Origin of the sequence: Hoeflea sp. CAU 1731 (assembly GCF_039888615.1) — a bacterium.
In the GTDB taxonomy this organism is placed as follows: domain Bacteria; phylum Pseudomonadota; class Alphaproteobacteria; order Rhizobiales; family Rhizobiaceae; genus Flavimaribacter.
The window spans coordinates 231,061-251,566 of sequence record NZ_JBDQQS010000007.1 but is presented as its reverse complement, the minus strand read 5'-3'; the positions used below and the strand labels follow the sequence as shown (position 1 = coordinate 251,566).

Annotated in this window: 17 protein-coding genes; 9 read left to right on the top strand and 8 right to left on the bottom strand. The window is 58.8% G+C overall.

Features of this window, described 5'->3' with window-relative positions; translation table 11 throughout:
* The 3 genes from AAFN47_RS13775 to AAFN47_RS13765 form a co-directional block, all read right to left on the bottom strand.
* Positions 1–1,875 carry an adenylate/guanylate cyclase domain-containing protein gene (locus tag AAFN47_RS13775; RefSeq protein WP_499809812.1) on the bottom strand — a complete coding sequence of 625 codons (1,875 nt, stop codon included), beginning with the start codon at positions 1,873–1,875 and terminating at the stop codon, positions 1–3.
* Between the two features lie 73 nt (positions 1,876–1,948).
* The gene (locus AAFN47_RS13770; protein WP_499809811.1) at positions 1,949–3,013 is read right to left on the bottom strand and encodes an NAD-dependent epimerase/dehydratase family protein; all 1,065 of its coding nucleotides are present in this window, start codon (positions 3,011–3,013) and stop codon (positions 1,949–1,951) included.
* A gap of 136 nt (positions 3,014–3,149) precedes the next feature.
* Positions 3,150–4,787, bottom strand: a complete 1,638-nt coding sequence (locus AAFN47_RS13765) for an FAD-dependent monooxygenase (protein ID WP_499809810.1) — start codon at positions 4,785–4,787, stop codon at positions 3,150–3,152.
* Between the two features lie 330 nt (positions 4,788–5,117).
* On the opposite strand from AAFN47_RS13765, the gene AAFN47_RS13760 reads away from it, so the two are divergent.
* Both AAFN47_RS13760 and AAFN47_RS13755 read left to right on the top strand, forming a co-directional pair.
* Positions 5,118–5,810 carry a GntR family transcriptional regulator gene (locus tag AAFN47_RS13760; RefSeq protein WP_499809846.1) on the top strand — a complete coding sequence of 231 codons (693 nt, stop codon included), beginning with the start codon at positions 5,118–5,120 and terminating at the stop codon, positions 5,808–5,810.
* Between the two features lie 45 nt (positions 5,811–5,855).
* On the top strand, positions 5,856–7,085 hold the full coding sequence (locus tag AAFN47_RS13755) for an MFS transporter (protein WP_499809809.1): 1,230 nt from the start codon (positions 5,856–5,858) through the stop codon (positions 7,083–7,085).
* Here AAFN47_RS13755 and AAFN47_RS13750 read toward each other — a convergent pair.
* Positions 7,074–7,841, bottom strand: coding sequence for an HpcH/HpaI aldolase family protein (locus tag AAFN47_RS13750; protein ID WP_499809808.1), 768 nt, complete (start codon positions 7,839–7,841; stop codon positions 7,074–7,076). The two genes, AAFN47_RS13755 and AAFN47_RS13750, sit on opposite strands and share 12 nt — an antisense overlap.
* Positions 7,842–7,969: 128 nt before the next feature.
* Here AAFN47_RS13750 and AAFN47_RS13745 point away from each other — a divergent pair, with 128 nt between their 5' ends.
* Positions 7,970–8,602: a FecR family protein gene (locus tag AAFN47_RS13745; protein ID WP_499809807.1), complete on the top strand. Its 633-nt coding sequence runs from the start codon at positions 7,970–7,972 to the stop codon at positions 8,600–8,602.
* Here AAFN47_RS13745 and AAFN47_RS13740 read toward each other — a convergent pair.
* Positions 8,581–10,482: a CHASE2 domain-containing protein gene (locus AAFN47_RS13740; RefSeq protein ID WP_499809806.1), complete on the bottom strand. Its 1,902-nt coding sequence runs from the start codon at positions 10,480–10,482 to the stop codon at positions 8,581–8,583. The two genes, AAFN47_RS13745 and AAFN47_RS13740, sit on opposite strands and share 22 nt — an antisense overlap.
* Before the next feature lie 211 nt (positions 10,483–10,693).
* Here AAFN47_RS13740 and AAFN47_RS13735 point away from each other — a divergent pair, with 211 nt between their 5' ends.
* Both AAFN47_RS13735 and AAFN47_RS13730 read left to right on the top strand, forming a co-directional pair.
* Positions 10,694–12,037 (top strand): mechanosensitive ion channel domain-containing protein, encoded by a 1,344-nt coding sequence (locus AAFN47_RS13735; protein WP_499809805.1) that lies wholly within the window; start codon positions 10,694–10,696, stop codon positions 12,035–12,037.
* Between the two features lie 66 nt (positions 12,038–12,103).
* A complete protein-coding gene (locus tag AAFN47_RS13730; protein WP_499809804.1) occupies positions 12,104–12,595 on the top strand; it encodes a DUF992 domain-containing protein in 492 nt (163 codons plus the stop codon).
* A gap of 56 nt (positions 12,596–12,651) precedes the next feature.
* Here AAFN47_RS13730 and AAFN47_RS13725 read toward each other — a convergent pair whose 3' ends face one another.
* Positions 12,652–12,831 carry a hypothetical protein gene (locus AAFN47_RS13725; RefSeq protein WP_499809803.1) on the bottom strand — a complete coding sequence of 60 codons (180 nt, stop codon included), beginning with the start codon at positions 12,829–12,831 and terminating at the stop codon, positions 12,652–12,654.
* Between the two features lie 157 nt (positions 12,832–12,988).
* On the opposite strand from AAFN47_RS13725, the gene AAFN47_RS13720 reads away from it, so the two are divergent.
* The 4 genes from AAFN47_RS13720 (at position 12,989) to AAFN47_RS13705 (ending at position 14,342) form a co-directional block, all read left to right on the top strand.
* A complete protein-coding gene (locus AAFN47_RS13720) occupies positions 12,989–13,354 on the top strand; it encodes a hypothetical protein (protein WP_499809802.1) in 366 nt (121 codons plus the stop codon).
* A gap of 28 nt (positions 13,355–13,382) precedes the next feature.
* Positions 13,383–13,523, top strand: a complete 141-nt coding sequence (locus tag AAFN47_RS13715; protein ID WP_499809801.1) for a hypothetical protein — start codon at positions 13,383–13,385, stop codon at positions 13,521–13,523.
* 42 nt (positions 13,524–13,565) lie between these two features.
* Positions 13,566–13,751: a PLDc N-terminal domain-containing protein gene (locus tag AAFN47_RS13710; RefSeq protein ID WP_499809800.1), complete on the top strand. Its 186-nt coding sequence runs from the start codon at positions 13,566–13,568 to the stop codon at positions 13,749–13,751.
* 120 nt (positions 13,752–13,871) lie between these two features.
* Positions 13,872–14,342, top strand: a complete 471-nt coding sequence (locus AAFN47_RS13705) for a deoxycytidylate deaminase (protein ID WP_499809799.1) — start codon at positions 13,872–13,874, stop codon at positions 14,340–14,342.
* Positions 14,343–14,367: 25 nt separating this feature from the next.
* Here AAFN47_RS13705 and AAFN47_RS13700 read toward each other — a convergent pair whose 3' ends face one another.
* A complete protein-coding gene (locus AAFN47_RS13700) occupies positions 14,368–17,313 on the bottom strand; it encodes a calcium-binding protein (protein WP_499809798.1) in 2,946 nt (981 codons plus the stop codon).
* Positions 17,314–17,391: 78 nt separating this feature from the next.
* Positions 17,392–20,337, bottom strand: a complete 2,946-nt coding sequence (locus tag AAFN47_RS13695; RefSeq protein ID WP_499809797.1) for a calcium-binding protein — start codon at positions 20,335–20,337, stop codon at positions 17,392–17,394.
* Between the last annotated feature and the right edge of the window lie 169 nt (positions 20,338–20,506).

The window sequence follows — 20,506 nt, the reverse complement described above, 5'->3', positions numbered from 1 at the left end:
TCATATCAATCTGAAAACCTCGAAATCGCCGGTTCTGCCTTTCAGAGTATGGGCTCCGGCGGCGATCGTCTCGAATTCCGGTCCAAGCGTCGCAGCGGTTGATCCGCTGATCAGGATCGCGACTTCGGTGTCCGGCGGATAGACAACCTTGCCCAGCTGCTCCAGCCGCTGGCCGATATTCACCGTGTCTCCGATAATCGTGTAATTTATCCGGCCCGGCGCTCCGATATTCCCGACGGTCGCGTTGCCGGTATGGATGCCGATGCGTATACGCACCGGCGTCTCGTTGCGGCGTCTGCGTTCATCGTTCTCCTTCTTCACCGCCTCTGCCATGGCGAGCGCGGCGCGGCAGGCCCGCCGGGCGGAATCCGGCTGCGGATCGGGCGCGCCCCAAAAGGCCATTACCGAATCGCCCATATATTTGTCGATGGTGCCTTCTTCGGCGTCGATGCATGCTCCGAGAATTTCAAAGTGACGATTGACCAGCGCAGCCACTTCGGGCGCCGTCATGTCTTGCGAAGCAGTCGAGAACCCGGCGATGTCGGTGAAGAGAACCGTTATTTCCTGCTCCGTGGTTGCGGTTGCCCCGGCTTCGTCGCGCTTGATCAATCGTTCCACGATCTTGCGCGGAACGTAAAGCTCGAACCAGCGCAGCGCATGCAGCATGGCGTTGAAGGCTTTCGACTGGTTGTCGATCTCCCTGAAAATGCTGCCTGGCAGGTCGCTGATCTGATTGATTTCCAGATCTCGAATGCGGCCTGCGGCATGCGAGAAATTGACAATCGGTCTGGCGATGCGACGGCCCAGCAATACGGCGGCGATCAGTGCGATCAGCAGCGCGCCGACGCCGACATAGCCGGAGATGATCAACCGGCGAATCTCGTCTCCCCTGTCGGACGTATTGACGTAAGCGCCGACGAGCAGAGGTTCGTCGCCGTAACCGTCGAGCGTTTGATAGACGTAGACATATTGATCGCCGCCGATATCAAGCGCGTGGCCCTGATTGCCTTCTGCGAGCGCCAGCTCAAGTTCATAGCGGTCGACGTCTCTCCAGATGGAGCCAAGGATATTGTCGCTGAAATTTTCCACTGGGGGCAGCGGGTTGTCCACCGTTCGGCCGGGATAGGGGCCAAGCAGATCGGGATGCGCGAGCACGTGGTCGCGCCCGTAAAGAATGAAGCGCTGCGTGGGATCGCCCGTGTCCGTGGACTGAACGAAGGACGAGAGTTCGGGAATGGAAACGGCGGCCGCCACCACGCCGACGAGTTTTCCGTCACGGTGCACGGGGTAGGCCATGTTGATGAAGGTGCTATCCGGTCCTTCCCGATAGATTGGCGGAGACCATTGCGGTTTGTTGGTAAACTTGTTCCAACCTTCACGTATTTGCTGGTCGTCCGAGACATCCCCCGTCCGGATATTGACGCTGGCGTCTGGCAGTCGTTGCGCCTGGATTGACTGGAAATCGGCGTCCACGTAGGAGATCGCGTTGATTTGCGGCGTCGCTGCAAGGGCGCCGGTCAGCAAAGTCCCGAACGTGTCGACATCGTGCGGATCGACATCGCCGCGCACGATCTGGTTGGCGATGAATTCGGCCTGATATTCGGCTGGCCGCAAATGGTCGCGAACGCGATTGACGGAATAGGCGATGTTCTGGTTCACATTGGCGCTCAGCAGATCGATCGTGTTTCTTTGCGCCAGCCACACGCCGACAAAAAGCACGCTGCCGACGGAAATCAGAACAAGCACGCTGATTGCGCTCGCCAGCGTCACGGTGATCGAGAGCCGGCCGTCCCACTGATCTTTCCGTCGCGCCGCCTTGCCGCGTTTTACGCCGGAATCGGGATTTGCCAGCGCATTGTCTTTCCGGTCAGACATCCTCCAGTCGACCCTTCCGTTTGCCTGTCGGCCTCAGAACCATGGCAACATATGCCTGCGCGATAGGAAAGGTTCAATCCCCCTTCTTGACTGCTCCAGTTTCGATCATCTGTCGAAACATGTCGGTGACTGAAGACCTTATCGAACGGTATTTCATGCCAAGCGCCTCCTTTGACTTGCTGTTGTCCGCACGCCATGGATAACCCATATTCAGCGCCACCATCTTGCGGGTGATGGCCTTGTTGGTTATCGGGCCCAAAAGCCAGACCAGCCATTTCGGCAGTTCCCGGGTCGGGAAAGGCCAGCCATCGCCGAATTCTTCACGCAGCATTTTGGCGAGCTCCAGCAGGCTGTGATGGTCCGCATAGACAATATGACGGCCTTCAGCCTCGGGCAGCAACGCGCCTTTCAGATGGGCCTCGGCGACATCGCGCACATCCACAAGTCCGATCTCATAGCCAGGAGCGCCAGCCTTCATCGTTCCGCCTCCCAATTGCCGCATCAGGTTGAAGGACTCGGAAGTCTGCGTGTCTGCTGTTCCGGGGCCGACGATGAGCGCCGGATTGATCGTGACAAGCCGCCAGCGATCCTGCGCTTCGGCGATTTTCCACGCGGCCGTTTCGGCCTCCACTTTCGAGAATGAGTAGCTCTGGTGATCCAGGGAAGAGGACCGGTTCCAGACTGCCTCCGTCAGAACGCCTCCCGGGGCTTTGGCGACATCGGCGTTGTCTCCGTATATTGCGGCGCAGGAACTGGTCAGCACGACCCGTTCGACCGATTCTGTGCGATTGGCTGTCTGAAGGACGTTATTCGTGCCCTTGACTGCGGGGTCAACGAGATCGCGCTGCGGGTCTTTTACGTCAAGAGTGAAGGGTGATGCAGTGTGGAAGACAATGTGGCAATTGTCCATCGCGGGACCGTAACTGCCTTCCTCGAGGAGATCCGCCTTGAACAAAACCAGTGCGCCAGGCAGATCCGCTTCCATCGCTTTCAAATGGCTGGTCTTTGCCTCGTTGTCCGGGTCGCGAACGGCGGCGTGGACCGTAAAGCCTTCTTCAAGCAGGCGTCTGACTATCCAGCCGGCCAGGTAACCGGTGGCGCCGGTTACCAGAACCGGGCGCGATGCGTCCTGAGTCATGAAGATCTCCGCTCAACGAGTGCCCACGACTTTCAATATAGGTTGCCTTGGAGAATTTGCACTTGTCTTTTAGGGTCTTACGCAGAATTGGCGGCGCCAGGGTGCGACGTAAGGCGTTATGGTCACTCCATCGAAACTACACGGCTATTCGGTGCGGTATGGTTCGAGCCCCGCGCGCGCCGTCGATCAGCGCTTCCGGCGATTGTATGGATTCGCCCCGCCAGGCGATGTGCTGGTCCGGACGGACGAGCGCGTATCGCGTCCGGTAGAGCACGCTGACGCTCAGACTTTCGGGTGCATAAATGGTGAGGGGCATGCCGACGTCCCTTGCCGCTTCCATCAGATGTTGCTCCTGTTCCTCCAGGGGCTGGTCCAGTCGCAGGAGCGTGAACCCCTTGCCGAAATGATCGTAGAGCGACGATCCATCTGACAACCACTCATGGGGCGCCAAAGACCCGGGGCAAGTTGATGGTCTGTATTGGGTTACTGAGAAGGCAGGCGGTTTGTCACCCTTCTCGGAAAGTATCACAGGCGATTCATAGCGATAGCCGAGAACAACGCCAAGCGAGTAGAATTCTGGCGTTTTCAACTGTCTCACGGCTTCAGCAGTCTCACGGCGCCGTGACGCGCCTTCCTGCGTGTCTTCTTCGAGATCTGGCGACAGGAACCGTTCGCTCAGCGCGCCGACATGTTCGGTCGAGGTTTCGAGCACCTTTTGATGCAACGGCTTTCGTTCGGTCTCGTAACTGTCAAGAAGCGTTCTGTTCGCCCATCCTTCGAGCACGCCTGAAATTTTCCATCCGAGATCGACGGCGTCGCCGATGCCGAGATTCATTTTGTGGCCGCCGAACGGCGCATGCTGGTGACAGGCGTCTCCCGCGAGAAAGACATCGCCAACGCTGTAGCGTTCGGCCAGCAATTCGTGAACGGCCCAGTCGTCGCGTTCCAGAATTTCGACAGAGTAGTCGCGCCCTATCGATTTCCCGACAAGGTCCAGCATAGCCTCGTCGTCGATTGCCTTTTCTTCGGGGACTGACATGCCCCAGAACCAGGCGTCATTGGTGTCCATAGGGCCCATGATGCACGGGGCGTCCGGGTTGACGAGCAAGTGAAACAGCGCCTGCCTGTCGTCGAGGCCATTGTTCAGTCCGGGAATGCGCAGGAACAGGGTGGTAAATGAGACAATTGAACTCGCCCCGGTCATCTGGACGCCGAGTCTCTTGCGCACTGTACTGTCCGCGCCGTCGGTTCCTACAAGAAAACGCGCATCGAGAGCCAGGACTTCATTGGTATCCAGATTGCGCGCTGAAATCGTGACGCCGCTGTTCTCAGCCTGCCGGAAATTCTCAAGCCGATGCCGGAATCTGACGTCGGCCACGGACTTCTCGAGCAGATTGTCGAGCAGGACGCCTTCAATGGAATTCTGGGGGATAAAATCCGCGCGTTCCGGGAAACGGTCATCACGAATTGGCGACGAGCAGAAAGCATTGTCGAAAAAGCAAATGTCTTTGCCGAAAAGCCTGGTCGCATATCGGACGCGACGCGGGAAGTCTGTCGTGAAGGGAGATCGCCACCGCATCAGGCCGGAAAGCCCCCATCGCCGCACATGCGCCATGGTGCGCACATCAGCGATTCTAGCGCGAGTCTCTTTGCCGGTCTGCTCGTTCTGTTCTATGACGCAGACGGTGTGTCCGCGCGATGTCAGTTCCGTTGCGAGCGCCAGTCCCACGGGTCCCGCTCCGGTAACGACCACATCATATTGCTTTGCAGTCACCTACTTACCTTCCGGTCGGACCGCGGTGGGGCTTTTCAGCGATCACGAAGACCGTACCGAAACCGCCTGGTCCAGAACGTTACAGGCGACAATTGCTTCAATTATGCTGAAAGCGGTGATGCGGGCCAATAGAACGCGGACCTCAAGAATTCGCACTGGTCACCACCTATCCGAGTGTGTAAATATATTAAAAACTTATAAAGTGTATTACTTGATGGTTCCCGTCGCCTATTACTTGAATAGTAAACCTGTAAGAATGAAAAAAAGAAATTGTCAATAAAAAAACATTTTTGGTGATCATGAATCACTGGAAAGCAGAAACCCTTGGAAGTGCCGACAGCCCATAAAAGCCTGACCGCCCTGACCTATGAACGTATTCGCATGGCCATTGTGACCGCGCGTTACAAACCGGGTGAAAAACTGCGGATCGATTCTTTGAAGAAGGAATTTGAAGCGAGTATCGGCGCCGTGCGGGAAGCGCTGGCGAGGCTTACCTCGGAGGGGCTGGTGACGGCAGAGCCGCAGAAAGGTTTCATGGCGTCGCTGATTTCACGCAAGGAACTGACGGATCTGACCGATGCGCGCGTAATCATCGAACAGATATGCCTGGAATCCTCGATGAGGAATGGCGACATCGCCTGGGAAGGACGTGTGCTTTCGATTGCGCACCAGTTAACGAAGCTTGAAGTCGTCGCCATTGCAACGGAAGACCGCGAAGTTGAATGGCATCGTTGTCACGAAAAATTTCACGACGAGTTGACGTCGGGATGCGCGAATGATTGTTGGTTGAAACTGCGCCGGCAACTCTACGTCCAGTCCGAGCGTTATCGGCGACTGTCCGGCCCCTTCGGAAATACCGACAGGGATGTCGCCGCCGAGCACCGAGCCATTGTCGACGCCGTTCTGGAGCGTGATGTGGATAAGGCCAAGCAGTTGATGGCGAGCCATCTTCGCCTGACCGCCGAAAACCTGCTAAAGTCGGAAATTCCTTTCGCCGCGCCTCTGGCTCCTGCATATGCATAGATTGAAAACCACTCGCCTGACAGGCCGCGTAGCTGCGCAGCGCGCATGAACGACATCGCGTCCGCCGCCATGCCGACCAGGGGCTATCGCTGGGTTCTGCTGGGCGGCATTTGGCTCATCTACTTCTGCTTCGGGCTGATCGCAGCGTCCATGGCGCCGCTGCTGTCCCGCATCGCGCTGGATCTCGACATCGATTATGCGACGATCGGAACGATCCTCGGCGCCTGGCCGCTGGTCTACATCGCAGCCGCCATTCCGTGCGGGGCCTTGCTGGATACGATGTCTCCGCGCCTGACCATGTTCATCGGCTGCATCATTATCGGTCTATCCGGCGTCTTGCGCGGCGTCGCCCAGTCCGATCTGACCATGTTTCTGGCTGTCGGCGTTTTTGGCGTCGGCGGGCCGCTGATCTCGATCGGCGCGCCGAAACTCATCTCGCTCTGGTTCGACGACAAGACCCGCGGCGCCGCCATGGGACTCTATATTACCGGACCGGCGCTCGGAAACGCCGTTGCGCTGGCCGCGACCAACAGCCTCGTGTTGCCGCTTTCCAACGGAGACTGGCGGACCGTGATGTTCGTCTACGCCGCTGTCGCCTTCGTCATTTCCATCCTGTGGCTCGCCATCGCCAGCCATCCCAACGCAGGCGATTCGAAGCTGCATTCCGAGGGGGTTCAGTTCAGTTTCCGCGCGGTTTCCGAGATCCTGTCCGTGCCCATCGTCAGGATTGTGCTCCTGATGGCGATCGGGGTGTTCTTCATCAATCACGGCATCAACAACTGGCTGCCTGAAATGCTCCGCTTCAAGGGACAATCCGCGGCCGAGGCCGGGTTCTGGTCGTCCATTCCGACAATCGTCGGCATTGCGGGCTCGCTGCTCATTCCGCGCTTCGCCACGCCGGAACGACGCGTTCCCTTGCTGCTCGGACTGTTCATATCCGTACTGTTGTCGAGCCTGCTTCTGCAGGCGTCGACAAGCGCGCCGCTGTTTGCGGCCCTGATCCTGTTCGGCGTCGGCCGTGGCGCTCTGATGGCCGTGGTGATGCTGGTGCTGATGTCCTCGCCCAACGTGCCAAGGCGCCGACTGGGGCTCGCAGGCGGCATGTTCTTCGTCGCCGCCGAATTGGGCGGCGTGCTCGGCCCCGTGACGATGGGCGTCCTGTCCAACTGGACGGGCGGGTTTTCAGCGCCAGTGTTTTCCGTCACCGCAGTCAGCCTGGCGCTTGTCGTGCTGGCCTCGTTTATGCTTTTGCGCGGTCGTGCTTCAGGTTCCTGAAAACTCTTCCGCGACAGCGCTCGCCTGGCGCACAAGCAGGCTCGCATCGACATCGACGGCCGTGAACACCGTGCCGATTTCGATGCATCGTTTCGCGAAATTCCTGTCGAGCGTCAGGATGCCTGCGGGTTTGCCGGCCTTGCGAATTCGTGTGATGGCGTCTTCCACTGCGGCGACGACCTCGGGGTGTCCGTGTTCGCCGGGAAAGCCCATGCTGGCGGCGAGATCCGCCGGGCCAATGAAGATGCCGTCGATCCCGTCCAGCGCTGCGATCGCCTCGATTTCGTCGAGCGCCGACCGGGTTTCGACCTGCACGATCAGGCACAGTTCGTCAGCCGCCAGTTTGGCGTAATTCCTGATCTTGCCAAAACGGGTGGCGCGGGTGGAGCCGGCGACGCCGCGAATGCCGGCGGGCGGGTAGCGCACGGCTGCGACTGCCTGTTCGGCTTCCTCCCGGTTCTGGACATAGGGCACGAGCAGCGACTGGGCGCCGACGTCGAGGATCCGCTTGATCAGAACGGCGTCGTTGCTGGCCACGCGAACCAGCGGAGAAACAGGGTAGGGCGCAACGGCCTGCAACTGGTCGAGTACGGTTATCGGATCGGCGGGCGAATGTTCCGTATCGAACAGCATCCAGTCGAAGCCGCATGTCGCAAGGGCTTCAGCCGTATAGGCCGACGGCAGGGTGCACCAGAGACCGATCTGCTGCTTGCCTGCTGCGATGGCGTGTTTGAACGTATTTTTCGGCAGTTCCACTTCGCTTCCCCTTCGTGATGCTCACAGACTGTGATCCTCGCCACATATTCAACATCTGGCGCAGTAATACAGTCAGATGTATCTACTTGTGCACAAGCATGAAGATCAACACCACTCGGGGCGAGCAAATGCAACCGAACATGAGGATTTTCCTTGAAGAGCGGCGACGCGTGCTCGCCGCGTTGGCGGGCGTCGCAGGTTCGCTGATGTTGCCCGGAGTCGCCCGCGCTGAAGGTCCCGTCGGAAAGGTCGGCCTGATAAGCGGCCGCGCGACGGCCGTGCGCAACTCTCTTGATGTGGCGCTGGAAAAGGGGTCCGAACTCGAAATCGGAGATCTTGTGAAGACGGATATCCGCACCATCGTTGAACTGTTGCTCGGGCGGCGCACCACGATAAGGCTCGGCGAGAGCGCGGAGCTCCTGATCGATTCTTTTGTCATGAACATGCGCGGCAGATTCGACCTGATGCAGGGCGCGATGTTCTTTGACAGGCCGGCAGACGAGCCGAAATCCGATGTGTTGATCCGGACGGTGTTCGGCCAACTCGGCGTGCGCGGCACGCGGTTCTTCGCCGGTCCCAACCGGGGCGTCTTTGCAGTGTTCGTGGAGCGCGGCGCTGTCGCCGTCGCAGCCGGCGGCGAAACCGTCACGCTCGGGCCCGGCGATGGAGTAAACATACCCGAGCCCGGCGCTCCGCCGGAAGACGTCGTGCAATGGGGTCAGGGACGCATTGACGAGGTTTACGCCAGCGTCGGGCTCTGATCCGGCGACGGCGGCCGCTTTTCCCCGCCGGAAGGCGTAAACACATGCATGGCGCCGATGCCGCGCAGCTCGGTCTCGCCGAGATCGATCAGGTTGCGTTCGGGCATGAGGGAGCGCGCCGTTTCGCCCACCAGGATCGAGGTTTTGAACGTCTTGTTCGCCTGTTCCAGCCGCGCCGCCATGTTGATGGATGAGCCGAATGCCGCATAGTCGACCCGGTCGGCGTCGCCGACGTCTCCAAGCACCACTTCGCCGGATTCGATGCCGATGCGGGTTCGGCCAAGGCCATGATCGATCGCCGGCGACATTTTCCGGAAGCGTTCGGAGAAGCTGATGATTTGCGTCGCGCAATCAAGCGCGGCGTCGGCGTGCCGCTCAAGCTCGAGCGGCGCATTGAATATGGCGTGAACGCCGTCGCCCGTTGTTTTGTCGACCATGCCGCCATGGGCGATAATGATCCTTGTCAGTCCGGCGAAGTAACGGTCGAGTATGTCGATAAGCTGCTCCGGCGTCGTACGCTCCGAAAAACCGGAGAAGTCTTCAAGATCGCTGATGAGCGACGTCGCCAGGCGCCGTTCTCCCCGCAGCTTCAGCAAATCGGGCTCGTTGACGAGCTTGGACACGAGCGCTGCGGGCATGCGTTGTTCAAACCTGTTGCGGATAAGGGTTTCGGCGGCCCGAACAGCCGAGTATTCGAAGGCCGCGCCGGCGACCGAACCGGCGATTACGGTAACAAGCGGCAGTGTTGGCCAAACGATGATGCTGAATATGTGAAAAAGGAAGGCGCAGGCTGCGATCCAGATGGCGATCAGCAGCACGACCACGGCGGGCACAGCGATCGGTCGCACCGTGGAACAGCAAAACGCCATCACAACACCGAGCGCGATTGCGATAAACAGCGTTGCTGCATTCGCCCAGCCGGGAACATAGAGGCTCGATCCTGTCATGATGCTGGTGACGGCGTCGGCGTGAATCTGGACCGAGGGCATCAGGGGATCGCCGGGTACGGGACGCAGGCCTCCGAGTTCCGGCGCGCTGGATCCGATGAAAACGATCCGGTCGCTGAACCGGTCGCTGTCGACTGCGCCGTTCAGCACGTCCACGGCCGAAACCGTGCGGTCTCTGCGCTGTTGTCCTGTTGCGAACCGGGGCCGCAAGCTGCCGCTCCTGTCGATCCGCGCATGACGGTCGCCGAGCCTGATTTCGTTTGGATTCCCGAGCAGGAAAATCGCGGTCGGCGGCAACGTCAGCCGAAGCATGTCGACTGGCAGCGAGGCGTATCCGGCGCCTGCGATGCCGACAGCCACGGGCACAGATCGAATTCGTCCATCGAAGCCGCCCGTCAGCGAAAGCGTCGAACTGCCGGCGGCTGCGTCGAGATAGACGCTGCATGACGCATCGGCGCTATTGGCGATCCACAAGTCAGGCACTTCGAGATTTCTCTCCAGAACCAACGTGTTTGCGGCTGGCGGCGCTCCGCCGGCTTTGTCAGACAGCAGAAAACCCATCGACACGGGCGTTTCCCGAAGCGCCTGCGTCAGACGCTGTACATCCGGATCGGAGGGATCGCATGGCTCGCCGAGGATAAGGTCGAGGCCGATCGCCGACGCTCCCGATTCTCCGATTGTTTCAATCAGGTCAGCGAAGCGTGCGCGTGAAATCCGCCGCCCGCCGATTTCCTCAAGGCTTGCGCTGTCAATATCGACAACGAGCACGCGATCGGTGTCCGGGGGCGGCCTCAGGGATGCGATCGTGTCGGTGACGGCGTAGTTGAAGCGATCCGTGATGCTGGCGGGGGCAAATATCCAGAGCACGGCGAAGAGGACCGCAATGACGGCTCCTTTTACCCCCGAACCCAGTTCCCTGCGGCGCATCAACATAATGGCGATTCCGGTTTGTCAGCGCCGTCCGCAACCATCGCGAAATGCAGGCGCGGCGGGCTCGCGTCATTTCTACGCGCTTATCGCAGGGAAATGCAAAAGTCTCGCCTCCGACTGCAATATTTTGTAGGTCAATGGAGACGCCGATTGCATGTCCGTTGGTAAAAGGAGAATAAAAGTGCGCCGCTCTTGCTTGTATTTGATCCTGGCGATGTTTGCTTCGGGACTGCTTTTCGGCGCAACGCACACAGAGGCCGCGCAGGGCCAAAACGCCCAGGCGGCGATCGCGGCCGGGGACGACGCCATCGGCGACACCGAAATCGAAGACCGAATTCGCCGGATTTATCACGAAATCGCGGGTTTGCAGGATGTTGCTGTTTCCGTGCGGGCCGGCGTGGTGCGATTGACCGGAAAGGTCGCGGAACTGCAGGTGGCGACGCAGGCGGAAGCGTTGGCGTCACGCGTCGAAGGCGTTGTCGCAGTCACCAATGAAATCGAGGAGGAAACATCGGTATCCGAGAGGCTGGTGCCGGTCTATGATCGTCTGGAGACGCGGCTTTTCCAGTCGATCAACTATTTTCCGCTGTTCCTCGTCGCCCTGCTTTTCTGGGCCGTCGTCACCGGCGTCGGCGTTCTCATCGCCTACTGGGAGTGGCCGTGGAACCGCATTGCGCCCAATGCTTTCATCGCCAATCTCATAAGACAGCTTGTCCGCATCGTCTTCTTCGTGATCGGCGCTGTCCTTGCGCTGGACATTCTGGGAGCGACCGCGCTGCTGGGCACGATCCTCGGCGCAGCCGGCATCATAGGTCTGGCGGTTGGCTTCGCCGTGCGCGACACGGTGGAAAACTACATCGCCAGTATTCTGCTCAGCGTCAGGCAGCCGTTCCGACCCAAGGATTTCATTGCGATCGAAGGCTATGAGGGCCTCGTCATCAGTCTTACATCCCGCGCCACCATATTGATGGAGCCGGATGGCAACCACATCCGCATCCCCAATTCCACGGTCTTCAAGGGCAATATCGTCAATTATTCGACCAATCCGGATCGCCGGTTCATCTTCAAGATCGGAGTCGGTCCCGATTGCGATATCGACAAGGCGCTTGAGACCGGGGAACGCACGATCAGGGATCTCGACTTCGTCCTCGACGACCCCGTCGCGGATGGATGGATCGATGATTTCGGCGACTCCACGGTTGTCTTGTGCTTCACCGGCTGGATCAACCAGATGAAAACCGACTTTCTCAAAGCCAGGTCTGAAGCCATGCGCCTCGTCAAACGGGCGCTGGAGGCAAATGGATTCGAACTGCCGGAACCGACATACAGGCTGCGCGTTGACGGTGGTGTTGAGGGCGGCGAGCTGCAGCGCCTGACATCGACGGACACGGACACGGCGGAGAGGAAGGTAATCGAACGCGCAAAGGCCGAATCGGCCACGCCGAAAAACACCAGCGCCGATCACGATCTCGAACGGCGGGTGGAGGAAGAGCGCGATTCCCGTTTGAAGGGAGATCTTCTTGATGTCGCCGCGCCGAAGGAATATGGCGATTCCTGACGGTCCGTTTCGTACGTACCGACCGGATCCCCGACGGGGACCGGAAATCACATATCGGAGTAGAATATGACCATATCGAATATCATGAAAACGGCTGCGGTTGCAGCAGTGCTGGGCCTGCCTTTCGTCACTGCCGCGAAGGCGGACAACGTGGAAATCGGCGCCCTCGACTGCACGGTCAGCGGCGGAAAGGGCTTTATCTTCAAGTCGACAAAGGAACTTACCTGCACGTTCAAGTCCATCGACGGCAGCCGCCCGGTCGACACCTACACCGGCTCGATCACGAAATACGGTCTCGACATCGGCAAGACCAACAAGGCTCTGATCAGCTGGGTTGTTTTCGCTCCGACTGGTGAAAACACGCCTCCCGGCGCGCTTGCCGGCGAATATGGCGGCGTGAGCGCCGAGGCGACCGTCGGCGCGGGACTTGGCGCCAATGTGCTTGTCGGCGGGCTTGAGAAGAGCATCGCCTTGCAGCCGGTGAGCGTATCGGCTCAGACGGGTCTGAATTTCGCGCTTGCCATCAGCGAACTGAAGCTGACCGACATCCCTGACTGACGTCAGCATGCGAGCCCCTCGACAGTATTGACGAGGGGCTCGCAACATAGCGGGCGTTACAGGATGATGATCAAGGTAACAAGAACTGCGCAGGCGGCGCCAATCGACGCCATGATGCGCCAGTAGTTGCCCGACGCCCTCTTGATTCGAGACATGTTCTCGATTGATTCAGGATCGCACGGATCCCGTCTCTTTACGGCCTTTTTCTTTTCAACCGTTCCAGTGATATCCGTCATGACAGACCTCCTTGCAGGCTGTGACGTGATAAACCGCGGCGCGCCGAAAAGTTCCTGAAATCTGGGCTTTTGCAGGGTGCCGCGCTCTCCCTTCGTCCATCCGCGATGAAACCAATCCAGGCGATCAGCGTTAACAGTCCATCAAAGGAGGCTCATGATGGCGCACCTGAAAGCCATGAAAGCACTGTTCATTTCCGCAGGCGTCGCGCTGACGCCGGCGGCCGCATTGGCGGCTGACGATAAAGCGCATCCGGCAAACGATTCGGTTCTTGGATTGACTGTCGTGTCTGAAAAGGGAACCCCGCTTGGTTACGTGCTGGACGCTCCAGTCGATGATCAGGGCGAAATCGAAACAATCGAGGTCGCCGAATTCCACACAGACGAAACCGTTCAGGTGACCTTCAGCGTCGACGCCGAGCGCGTGCTTCGCGTGGACGACCTGCAGGTGGTCATCCGGCCTTCCGACATCGACAGCATCCCGGTCGCCAGGAACCGCGTAACGCGGACCGGCGCCGAGGGCTGAACAAACGGAGATAGAGATGGTTACTGCAATGAGTTTACTCGCAATTCTTGTCGGCGGGATGTTTCTCGGCACGATGAGCGCGGCGATCATGAATATGCGTGAAGAAGACGAAGCGCGGGCGCACTTTGCGGCCCGCCACGCAAAATTTCGGAACTTCTACCGCGCTTGACGGTTTTGTTTCTGTCAGCGGCAACCACCAACGGAGTTATCAATGGAATATCTGTTCGGCATTCTGATCTTCATTCTCGACATCTATGCGATCATCAAGGTCGTCCAGAGCGGCGCCGCCACGGGCGCCAAGGTGTTGTGGATACTTGGCATCATCTTCTTCCCGATCGTCGGCTTCATCGTCTGGCTGATTGCCGGCCCGAAGGCGGCTGGAAGCGTGACGGTCTAGGCAAACGGATACCGGATTTTGGCGGCCCGGAATTTTCCGGGCCGTTTTTGTTTGGGCCAGATTGCGCTTCCAGCATGGGGTCCGTATGGTCCAGTCTCGAATTGAGACTCGGAGTTTGGCGTGGAAGTCAGTGCGGAAAAGCAGAAGCTGTGGGATCAGAGGTTTCTCGCCCTCAGCAATCACATTTCTCAATGGACCGAAGACCGAGATTTCAAGGTCGGAGCGGTGATCGTCGGGCCTGCGCTCGAGATCCGATCGACTGGTTACAACGGTTTGCCCCGCGGCGTGAAAGACGATGACGACAGCCGCTTCGATCGGGCCAGCGGCGAAAAGTTCTTCTGGTTCGAACACGCCGAGCGCAACGCGATCTACAATGCGGCGAGGGCTGGCGTTCCGGTTGGCGGCTGCACGATCTATGTGAACCGGTTTCCCTGTTCGGATTGCGCCCGTTCGATCATACAGTCGGGTATTTCCAGGGTGTGTTGCCCCGCCAAGCCCGAATTCGACGGGGCGCTCGATCACAGTTTCGACGTTTCCGAAATCATGCTCAGGGAAGCGGGCGTCAAACTCGATACCCTGGAAATCGAATAGCAAGGCGATTTGAGAGCCGCCTTTATCAGTACAGCTCCACAAAGTCCTGGATCTTGAAGTTGGCGTCGCCGATCTGGGTGATGTCGGCGATGACGAAGCATGACTTGGCGATTTGCACATAGAAATCGGTGTCAGATCCGTCCTTGAAGACGATCTCGAGGTCGTCAAGGCAGTTGATCTTGTAGATTTCCTTCGAAATGTGGATCATTTCACCGTCAACGATGCAGAAATCGGCGATCTCGTTGCTGCCACCATTCAGGTAGAACGTGTCGACGCCGCCATCGCCTTTCAGCCAGTCGTCTCCGGCGCCCGACACGATGATATTGTCCTGGTCGCTGCCCCAGATCCGGTCGTCGAAATCGCTGCCGATATAGTTCTGAATGTTTTTCAATTCGTCGGAGGCGCTTCTGGAATCCGTGTAGGCCGCCATGCCGAGCCATATGGTGACGCCTTCGGCGCTGTCCGCATAGGTAACCGTGTTGTTGCCTTCGCCGCCGTCGATCGTGTTGTTTCCCGCTCCCGGCGCGTAGAGCTCGTTGGCCGCCGAGCCCGTCATGACGTCGTCGCCGGACTCCGCCCACCGGGCCATGGCGTCTTTTTGGCAGAGGTCCGGGTCGAAGTCATAACCTTCGTGGATCTTGCCGACATCGATCCCGAACATCCCGTAAGGGTTCACGACGCCGTCGCCGGCCGTGACGGATCCGTCCACGCCTTCTCCGTCGATCGTGATCCGCTGCAGAAGCTCATCGATGGTCCAGTAGTCCTCCTGGACGGTGACCAGGGTGATGACGTTTCCGGTCTGGCCGTCGAATATGAAGAACCGGTTGCCGCCGACCTGCTCGATGACGAGATCGTCGAACCCGGAAAGTCCGTATGCGTCGCCGGAGATATGGATCACTTCTCCCTCAGTAATCGAGAAATCCATGATCCAGTGTTCATAGCCGCCGCGCAGCAGGAAGCTGTCGGCGCCGTCTGCGCCGACGAGGTTGCTGTAGCCGCTCCTGCCCGCATAGAGCCAGTTGGCTGTATCGTCTCCCGTCACTGTGCCGCCCTTGTCGTCGTCGGCAAAGAACTTGGTTGGAATGTCCGCCTCAATGGAGAAGGTCTTGCCTTTCATGTTTTGCAGGACGGCGATGGTCTCGCCGGTCGCGGCGATCCTCAGATAGCCGATTCCATTGGCGTCCGGTCCGACATAGACGAGATCGTCGCGACCGGTAATGCCGTAGGCTTCGTAGTCGACCTCGATATGATCGTCGCCCGGTTCGAAATCGACGATGGTGTTCTCGCCGCCGTCCAGGATGAACAGGTCGCGTCCTTCGCCGCCTTCCAGCGTGTCGTCGCCGGCCCCGCCGACAAGCACATCGGCGCCTCCGGCTCCGTAGAGGGTGTCGTCGCCGGCGCCGCCCATGAGCGTGTTCGACTGCTCGTCGCCGCGGATATCGTCGTCGTATTCCGTGCCGCGGATGTTCTCGATGCTGTAGTTGCGGTCGACGCCGATTACTTCTCGTACAACGCCGTCAATCTGTTCGCTGTAGGCGTGGCCGTTGACGACCTCGTAGTACTGTTCGCCGTTGCTGTCCGTATAGGTGATCGTCATGTCGGCGGTAATGCCACGATTGGCGGTGACATAGGAGGCGGTGTCGCTTCCTTCTCCTCCATAGAGAAAGTTGTTGCCGCCGCCGCCATAGAACACGTCGTCTCCGCCGAAACCGTGCAGCGTGTCGCTGCCGTCGTCGCTGGCGGTGTAGCCGTCCGGCGTAAAGCCGTAGAGCACGTCGCCATACTGGGTTCCGAGAACGAGGTCGTAGGACACCGTGCCTTCGACGGTGAAGCCGCCATGGGCGCCGAGAATGAGATAAGAACCGTCTCCCAGTTCCGCCAGTTTGTCCAGATCCACGCCTTCGATCTTCTTTGAGCCGTTTATCCCCAGATAGGCTCCGTCCGGCCGGATCAGGATGGCGTTCTGCTTCAGCGCCTCGATGAAGGCCGCCTTTTCGGCCTCGTCCAGGCTCGATCCAAGCCCAAGTTCCTCGGCGAGTTCATCGAACTTGACCGTCAAGATCTTGTCGGCGGTGTTTTCGAGGTCCTGCGTGAAACTGAAATCGCTGACGAAATTGTAGTCCTCGGACAGGAATATGCCCTGCTTGGAGCTTCCGTCCAGCGGGAAGATGATAACGTCCCGCGTCGGATCGAAATCGGTGATTTCGACGAAGGCTGCGGAAGGCGGCGCCGTCGTTTCGCCTTTTGCGGACGAACAGGCTTCGATGAATTCAACAATCCTCATCGCCATTTCCTTCAGCGGTTCTCCGCCGTCTCCGAACCCCAGGTCCACGCCCAAATCGATCATGTCGGAGAACAGGCCGCTCATTAATTCGGAAGTCTGTTCTCCCCAATCGAACGCCTTGTAGACGGATTGTTCTATCTCTCCGATGACGAAGGTGTCGAAACCCTCGCCTCCGGTCAACGTGTCGCCCTCGTTGTTTTTCAGACTGCCGGTGACCAGCCAGTCGTTGCCTGTGCCCCCAATCAGGATGTCGGCGCCGGCGCCGCCATGAAGAAAGTCGTCGCCCGACCCGCCTTCCAGCCGGTCGTCTCCACCGTAACCGTAGATGATGTCGTCGCCAGCGCCGCCATATATTGTGTCGCCAATGGCGTCATGCCTGATGGTGACCGTATTTGTGTTTCCGGGGCCGTAGGTGATCGAATACTCCTTGGAGTAATCGTCATTGCCGTGGATCACATCGTCGCCGTCGGTTCCGATGATGGTGGAATGAGCGTAATGCCTCGTGGTGAACGACAAAGTTCCGCCAGGGACAACGTTCCAGCTGTTGTCATAATAGGTATCGGTCATCTGGTGCGTGCCGGTGCTGGTGAACTGGAAGCTTCGCCCCAGTTCCAATGACGTCCAGGTGCTGATCCTGCCCCCGTCGTCGGGTTCGATCAGATGTTCATCCCATTCATAGGCAGACATAATCTTGTCCTCCTGGGCTGCTGCGCCCTTGCAATCATCAAAGTAAATATTCGGCCGCTTCGGCCTCCTGATTGCCGGTTAGTAGAGTTCCACGAAGTCCTGGATCTTGAAGTTGGCGTTGCCGACCTGGGTGATGTCGGCGATCACAAAAGACGAACCGGCGATTTGCACGTAGAAATCGGTGTCCGATCCGTCCTTGAAGACGATCTCGAGGTCATCAAGACTGTCGACGCCGTAGACGTCCATCGAGATGTGGACCGTTTCACCGTCAACGATACAGAGGTCCGCGATCTCGTTACTGCCGCCATTGAGGTAGAACGTATCGACGCCGCCATCGCCTTTCAGCCAGTCGTCTCCTGCGCCCGAAACGATGATGTTGTCCTGGTCGCTGCCCCAGATCCGGTCGTCGAAATCGCTGCCGATATAGTTCTGGATGTTCTTCAACGCGTCGGAGGCGCTTCTGGAATCGGTGTAGGCCGCCATGCCGAGCCAGACGGTGACGCCTTCGGCGCTGTCCGCATAGGAGACGGTGTTGTTGCCTTCGCCGCCGTCGATCGTGTTGTTGCCCGCTCCGGGAACGAAGAGCTCGTCGGCCGATGATCCCGTCATGACGTCGTCGCCGGACTCCGCCCATCGTGCCATGGCTTCGTCCCGGTCGAGATCCGGGTCGAACTGATAGCCGGCGTAGGTCTTTTCAACATCGACGCCGTAGATGTTGAGCGCATGCGTTGGTCCTGCCTCTACTGAATCGGCAGCATCGTCATTGTAGCGGACCCCGTCGAGATAGATCTGACCCAGCAGGTCCTCGGCCGTGGCCTGAGATCCCTGGACTGAGATCAGCGTTATGGGGTTTCCTTCGGCGTCGAAAACGAAAAAGCGGTTCGCGCCGAACTGCTGGATGACGAGGTCGTCGAACCCGGAAAGCCCGTAGGTGTCTGCCGAGATATGGATGACTTCGCCTTCGGCGACCGAGAAATCCATGATCCAGTGTTCATAGCCGCCGCGCAAAATGAAAGTGTCGACGCCGTCGCCGCCGGTGAGGTTGGTGAAGCCGCTTCTGCCGGCGTAGAGCCAGTTTGCCGATTCGCTTCCCGTCAGGCTGCTTGCGTTGTCGTCGTCGGCGAACAGCTTTTCTGGAATGTCCACCTCCATGGAGAAGGTCTTGCCCGTCATGTTCTGCAGGATGGCGATCGTCTCTCCGGTCGCGGCGATCTGCAGATAGCCGTTTCCATCGGCGTCCGGTCCGATATAGACGAGGTCGTCGCGACCGGTAATTCCATAAGCTTCGTAATCGATCTCGATGTGGTCTTCGCCGGGTTCAAAGTCGACGATCGTGTTCTCGCCGCCGTCCAGAACGAACAGGTCGCGACCCTTGCCGCCTTCCAGCGTGTCGTCGCCTTCGCCTCCGGCCAGTATGTCCGCCCCGTCGTCGCCGAACAGGTAGTCGTCGCCGCCGCCGCCCATCAGGATGTTCGAATTTGCGTCTCCGCGGATGTCGTCGTCGAACTCGGTTCCGCGAATGTTCTCGATGCTGTAGTTGCGGTCAACGCCGATGACGTCGGTCAGCACGCCGTTGAGTTCCATCTTGTACACGTGGCCGTTGACGACCTCGTAATACTCCTGGCCGCTGGCGTCGGAATATGTGTCCGTCATGTCGACGGTGATGCCGCGATTGGCCGATATGTAGGAGGCTGTGTCGCTTCCTTCTCCACCGTAGAGAAAGTTGTTGCCGCCGCCGCCATAGAACACGTCGTCTCCGCCGAAGCCGTGCAATGTGTCGTTGCCGTCGTTGCTGGCCTCATAGCCGTCCGGCGTAAAGCCATAAAGGACATCGCCATACTGGGTTCCGAGGACGAGATCGTCCGACACCGTGCCTTCGACGGTGAAGCCGCCATGGGCGCCAAGGATCAGGTACGAACCATTGCCGATTCCGGCCAGTAGCTCAGGATCGAATCCCTCGACGGGCGTCGGGCCGTTGATGCCCCTGTAAACTCCGTCCTGGGTGATCAGAATCGCGTTCTGCTTCAGCGCCTCGATAAAGGCGGCCTTCTCGGCCGTATCAAGGTTCGATCCCAGGCCGAGTTCCTCTGCAAGCTGATCGAACTTGACCGTCAAAATCTTGTCGGCGGTGTTGTCGAGGTCCTGCGTGAAACTGAAATCACTGACGAAATTGTAGTCCTCGGACAGGAATATGCCCTGCTTGGAGCTTCCGTCCAGCGGGAAGATGATGACGTCGCGCGTCGGATCGAAATCGGTTATCTCGACGAAAGCGGCGGAAGGGGCGGGGGTAACTGTCGTCCCTCCGGTAGAGGACAGGGCTGCGATAAAATTCGACATTACCGGCACAAGGCCGCGATAGGCTTTGTTCCCGCTGACCGCTATCAGGCCCATATCACCAGCTGTCTGGGTAAACGCGTTTACAAGCTGATTGCCCCAATATTCCCAGTCGAAATGCGTGTAGCTGGGGCCTTCCAGTTCCCCGATGACGAAAGTGTCGAAACCCTCGCCACCGGTCAGCGTGTCTCCCTCATTGTCCTTCAGGCTGCCGGTAAACAGCCAGTCGTTGCCGCTGCCGCCGATAAGCGTGTCCGCGCCATCGCCTCCGTAAAGGAAATCGTTGCCAGACCCGCCTTCCAGCCAGTCGTTGCCGCCGTAGCCGTAAATGATATCGTCGCCTTCTCCACCATAAATTGTATCGCCGATGGCGTCGTGCTTGATGGTTTCCTTGTTCGTACCTCCGGGGCCTGATGGAATCGTATACTCCTTGGAGTAATCGTCATTGCCGTGGATTACATCGTCGCCGTCGGTTCCGATGATGGTGGAATGGGCGTAATGCCTCGTGGTGAACGACAAAGTTCCGCCAGGGACAACGTCCCAGCTGTTGTCATAATAGGTATCTGTCATCTGGTACGTGCCGTTGCTGGTGAACTGGAAGCTATGCCCCAGTTTCAGTGACGTCCAGGTGCTGATCCTTCCCCCGTCGTCGGGCTCGATCCAGTGCTCATCCCATTGATATCCAGACATAATATCGTCCTCCTTTGTCGTGACGCAATAATGTCGGGCAAAGTTGCCCTGTCATTGGTGTTGGCTTTAGACACAGGAAATGTGTTCGATCAATGCCGCTTGCACCATCATGGACGAGATTTAATCCAGGGGTTAGTCGCCGGTAATGTTTCGACCTGAAATTGCATCT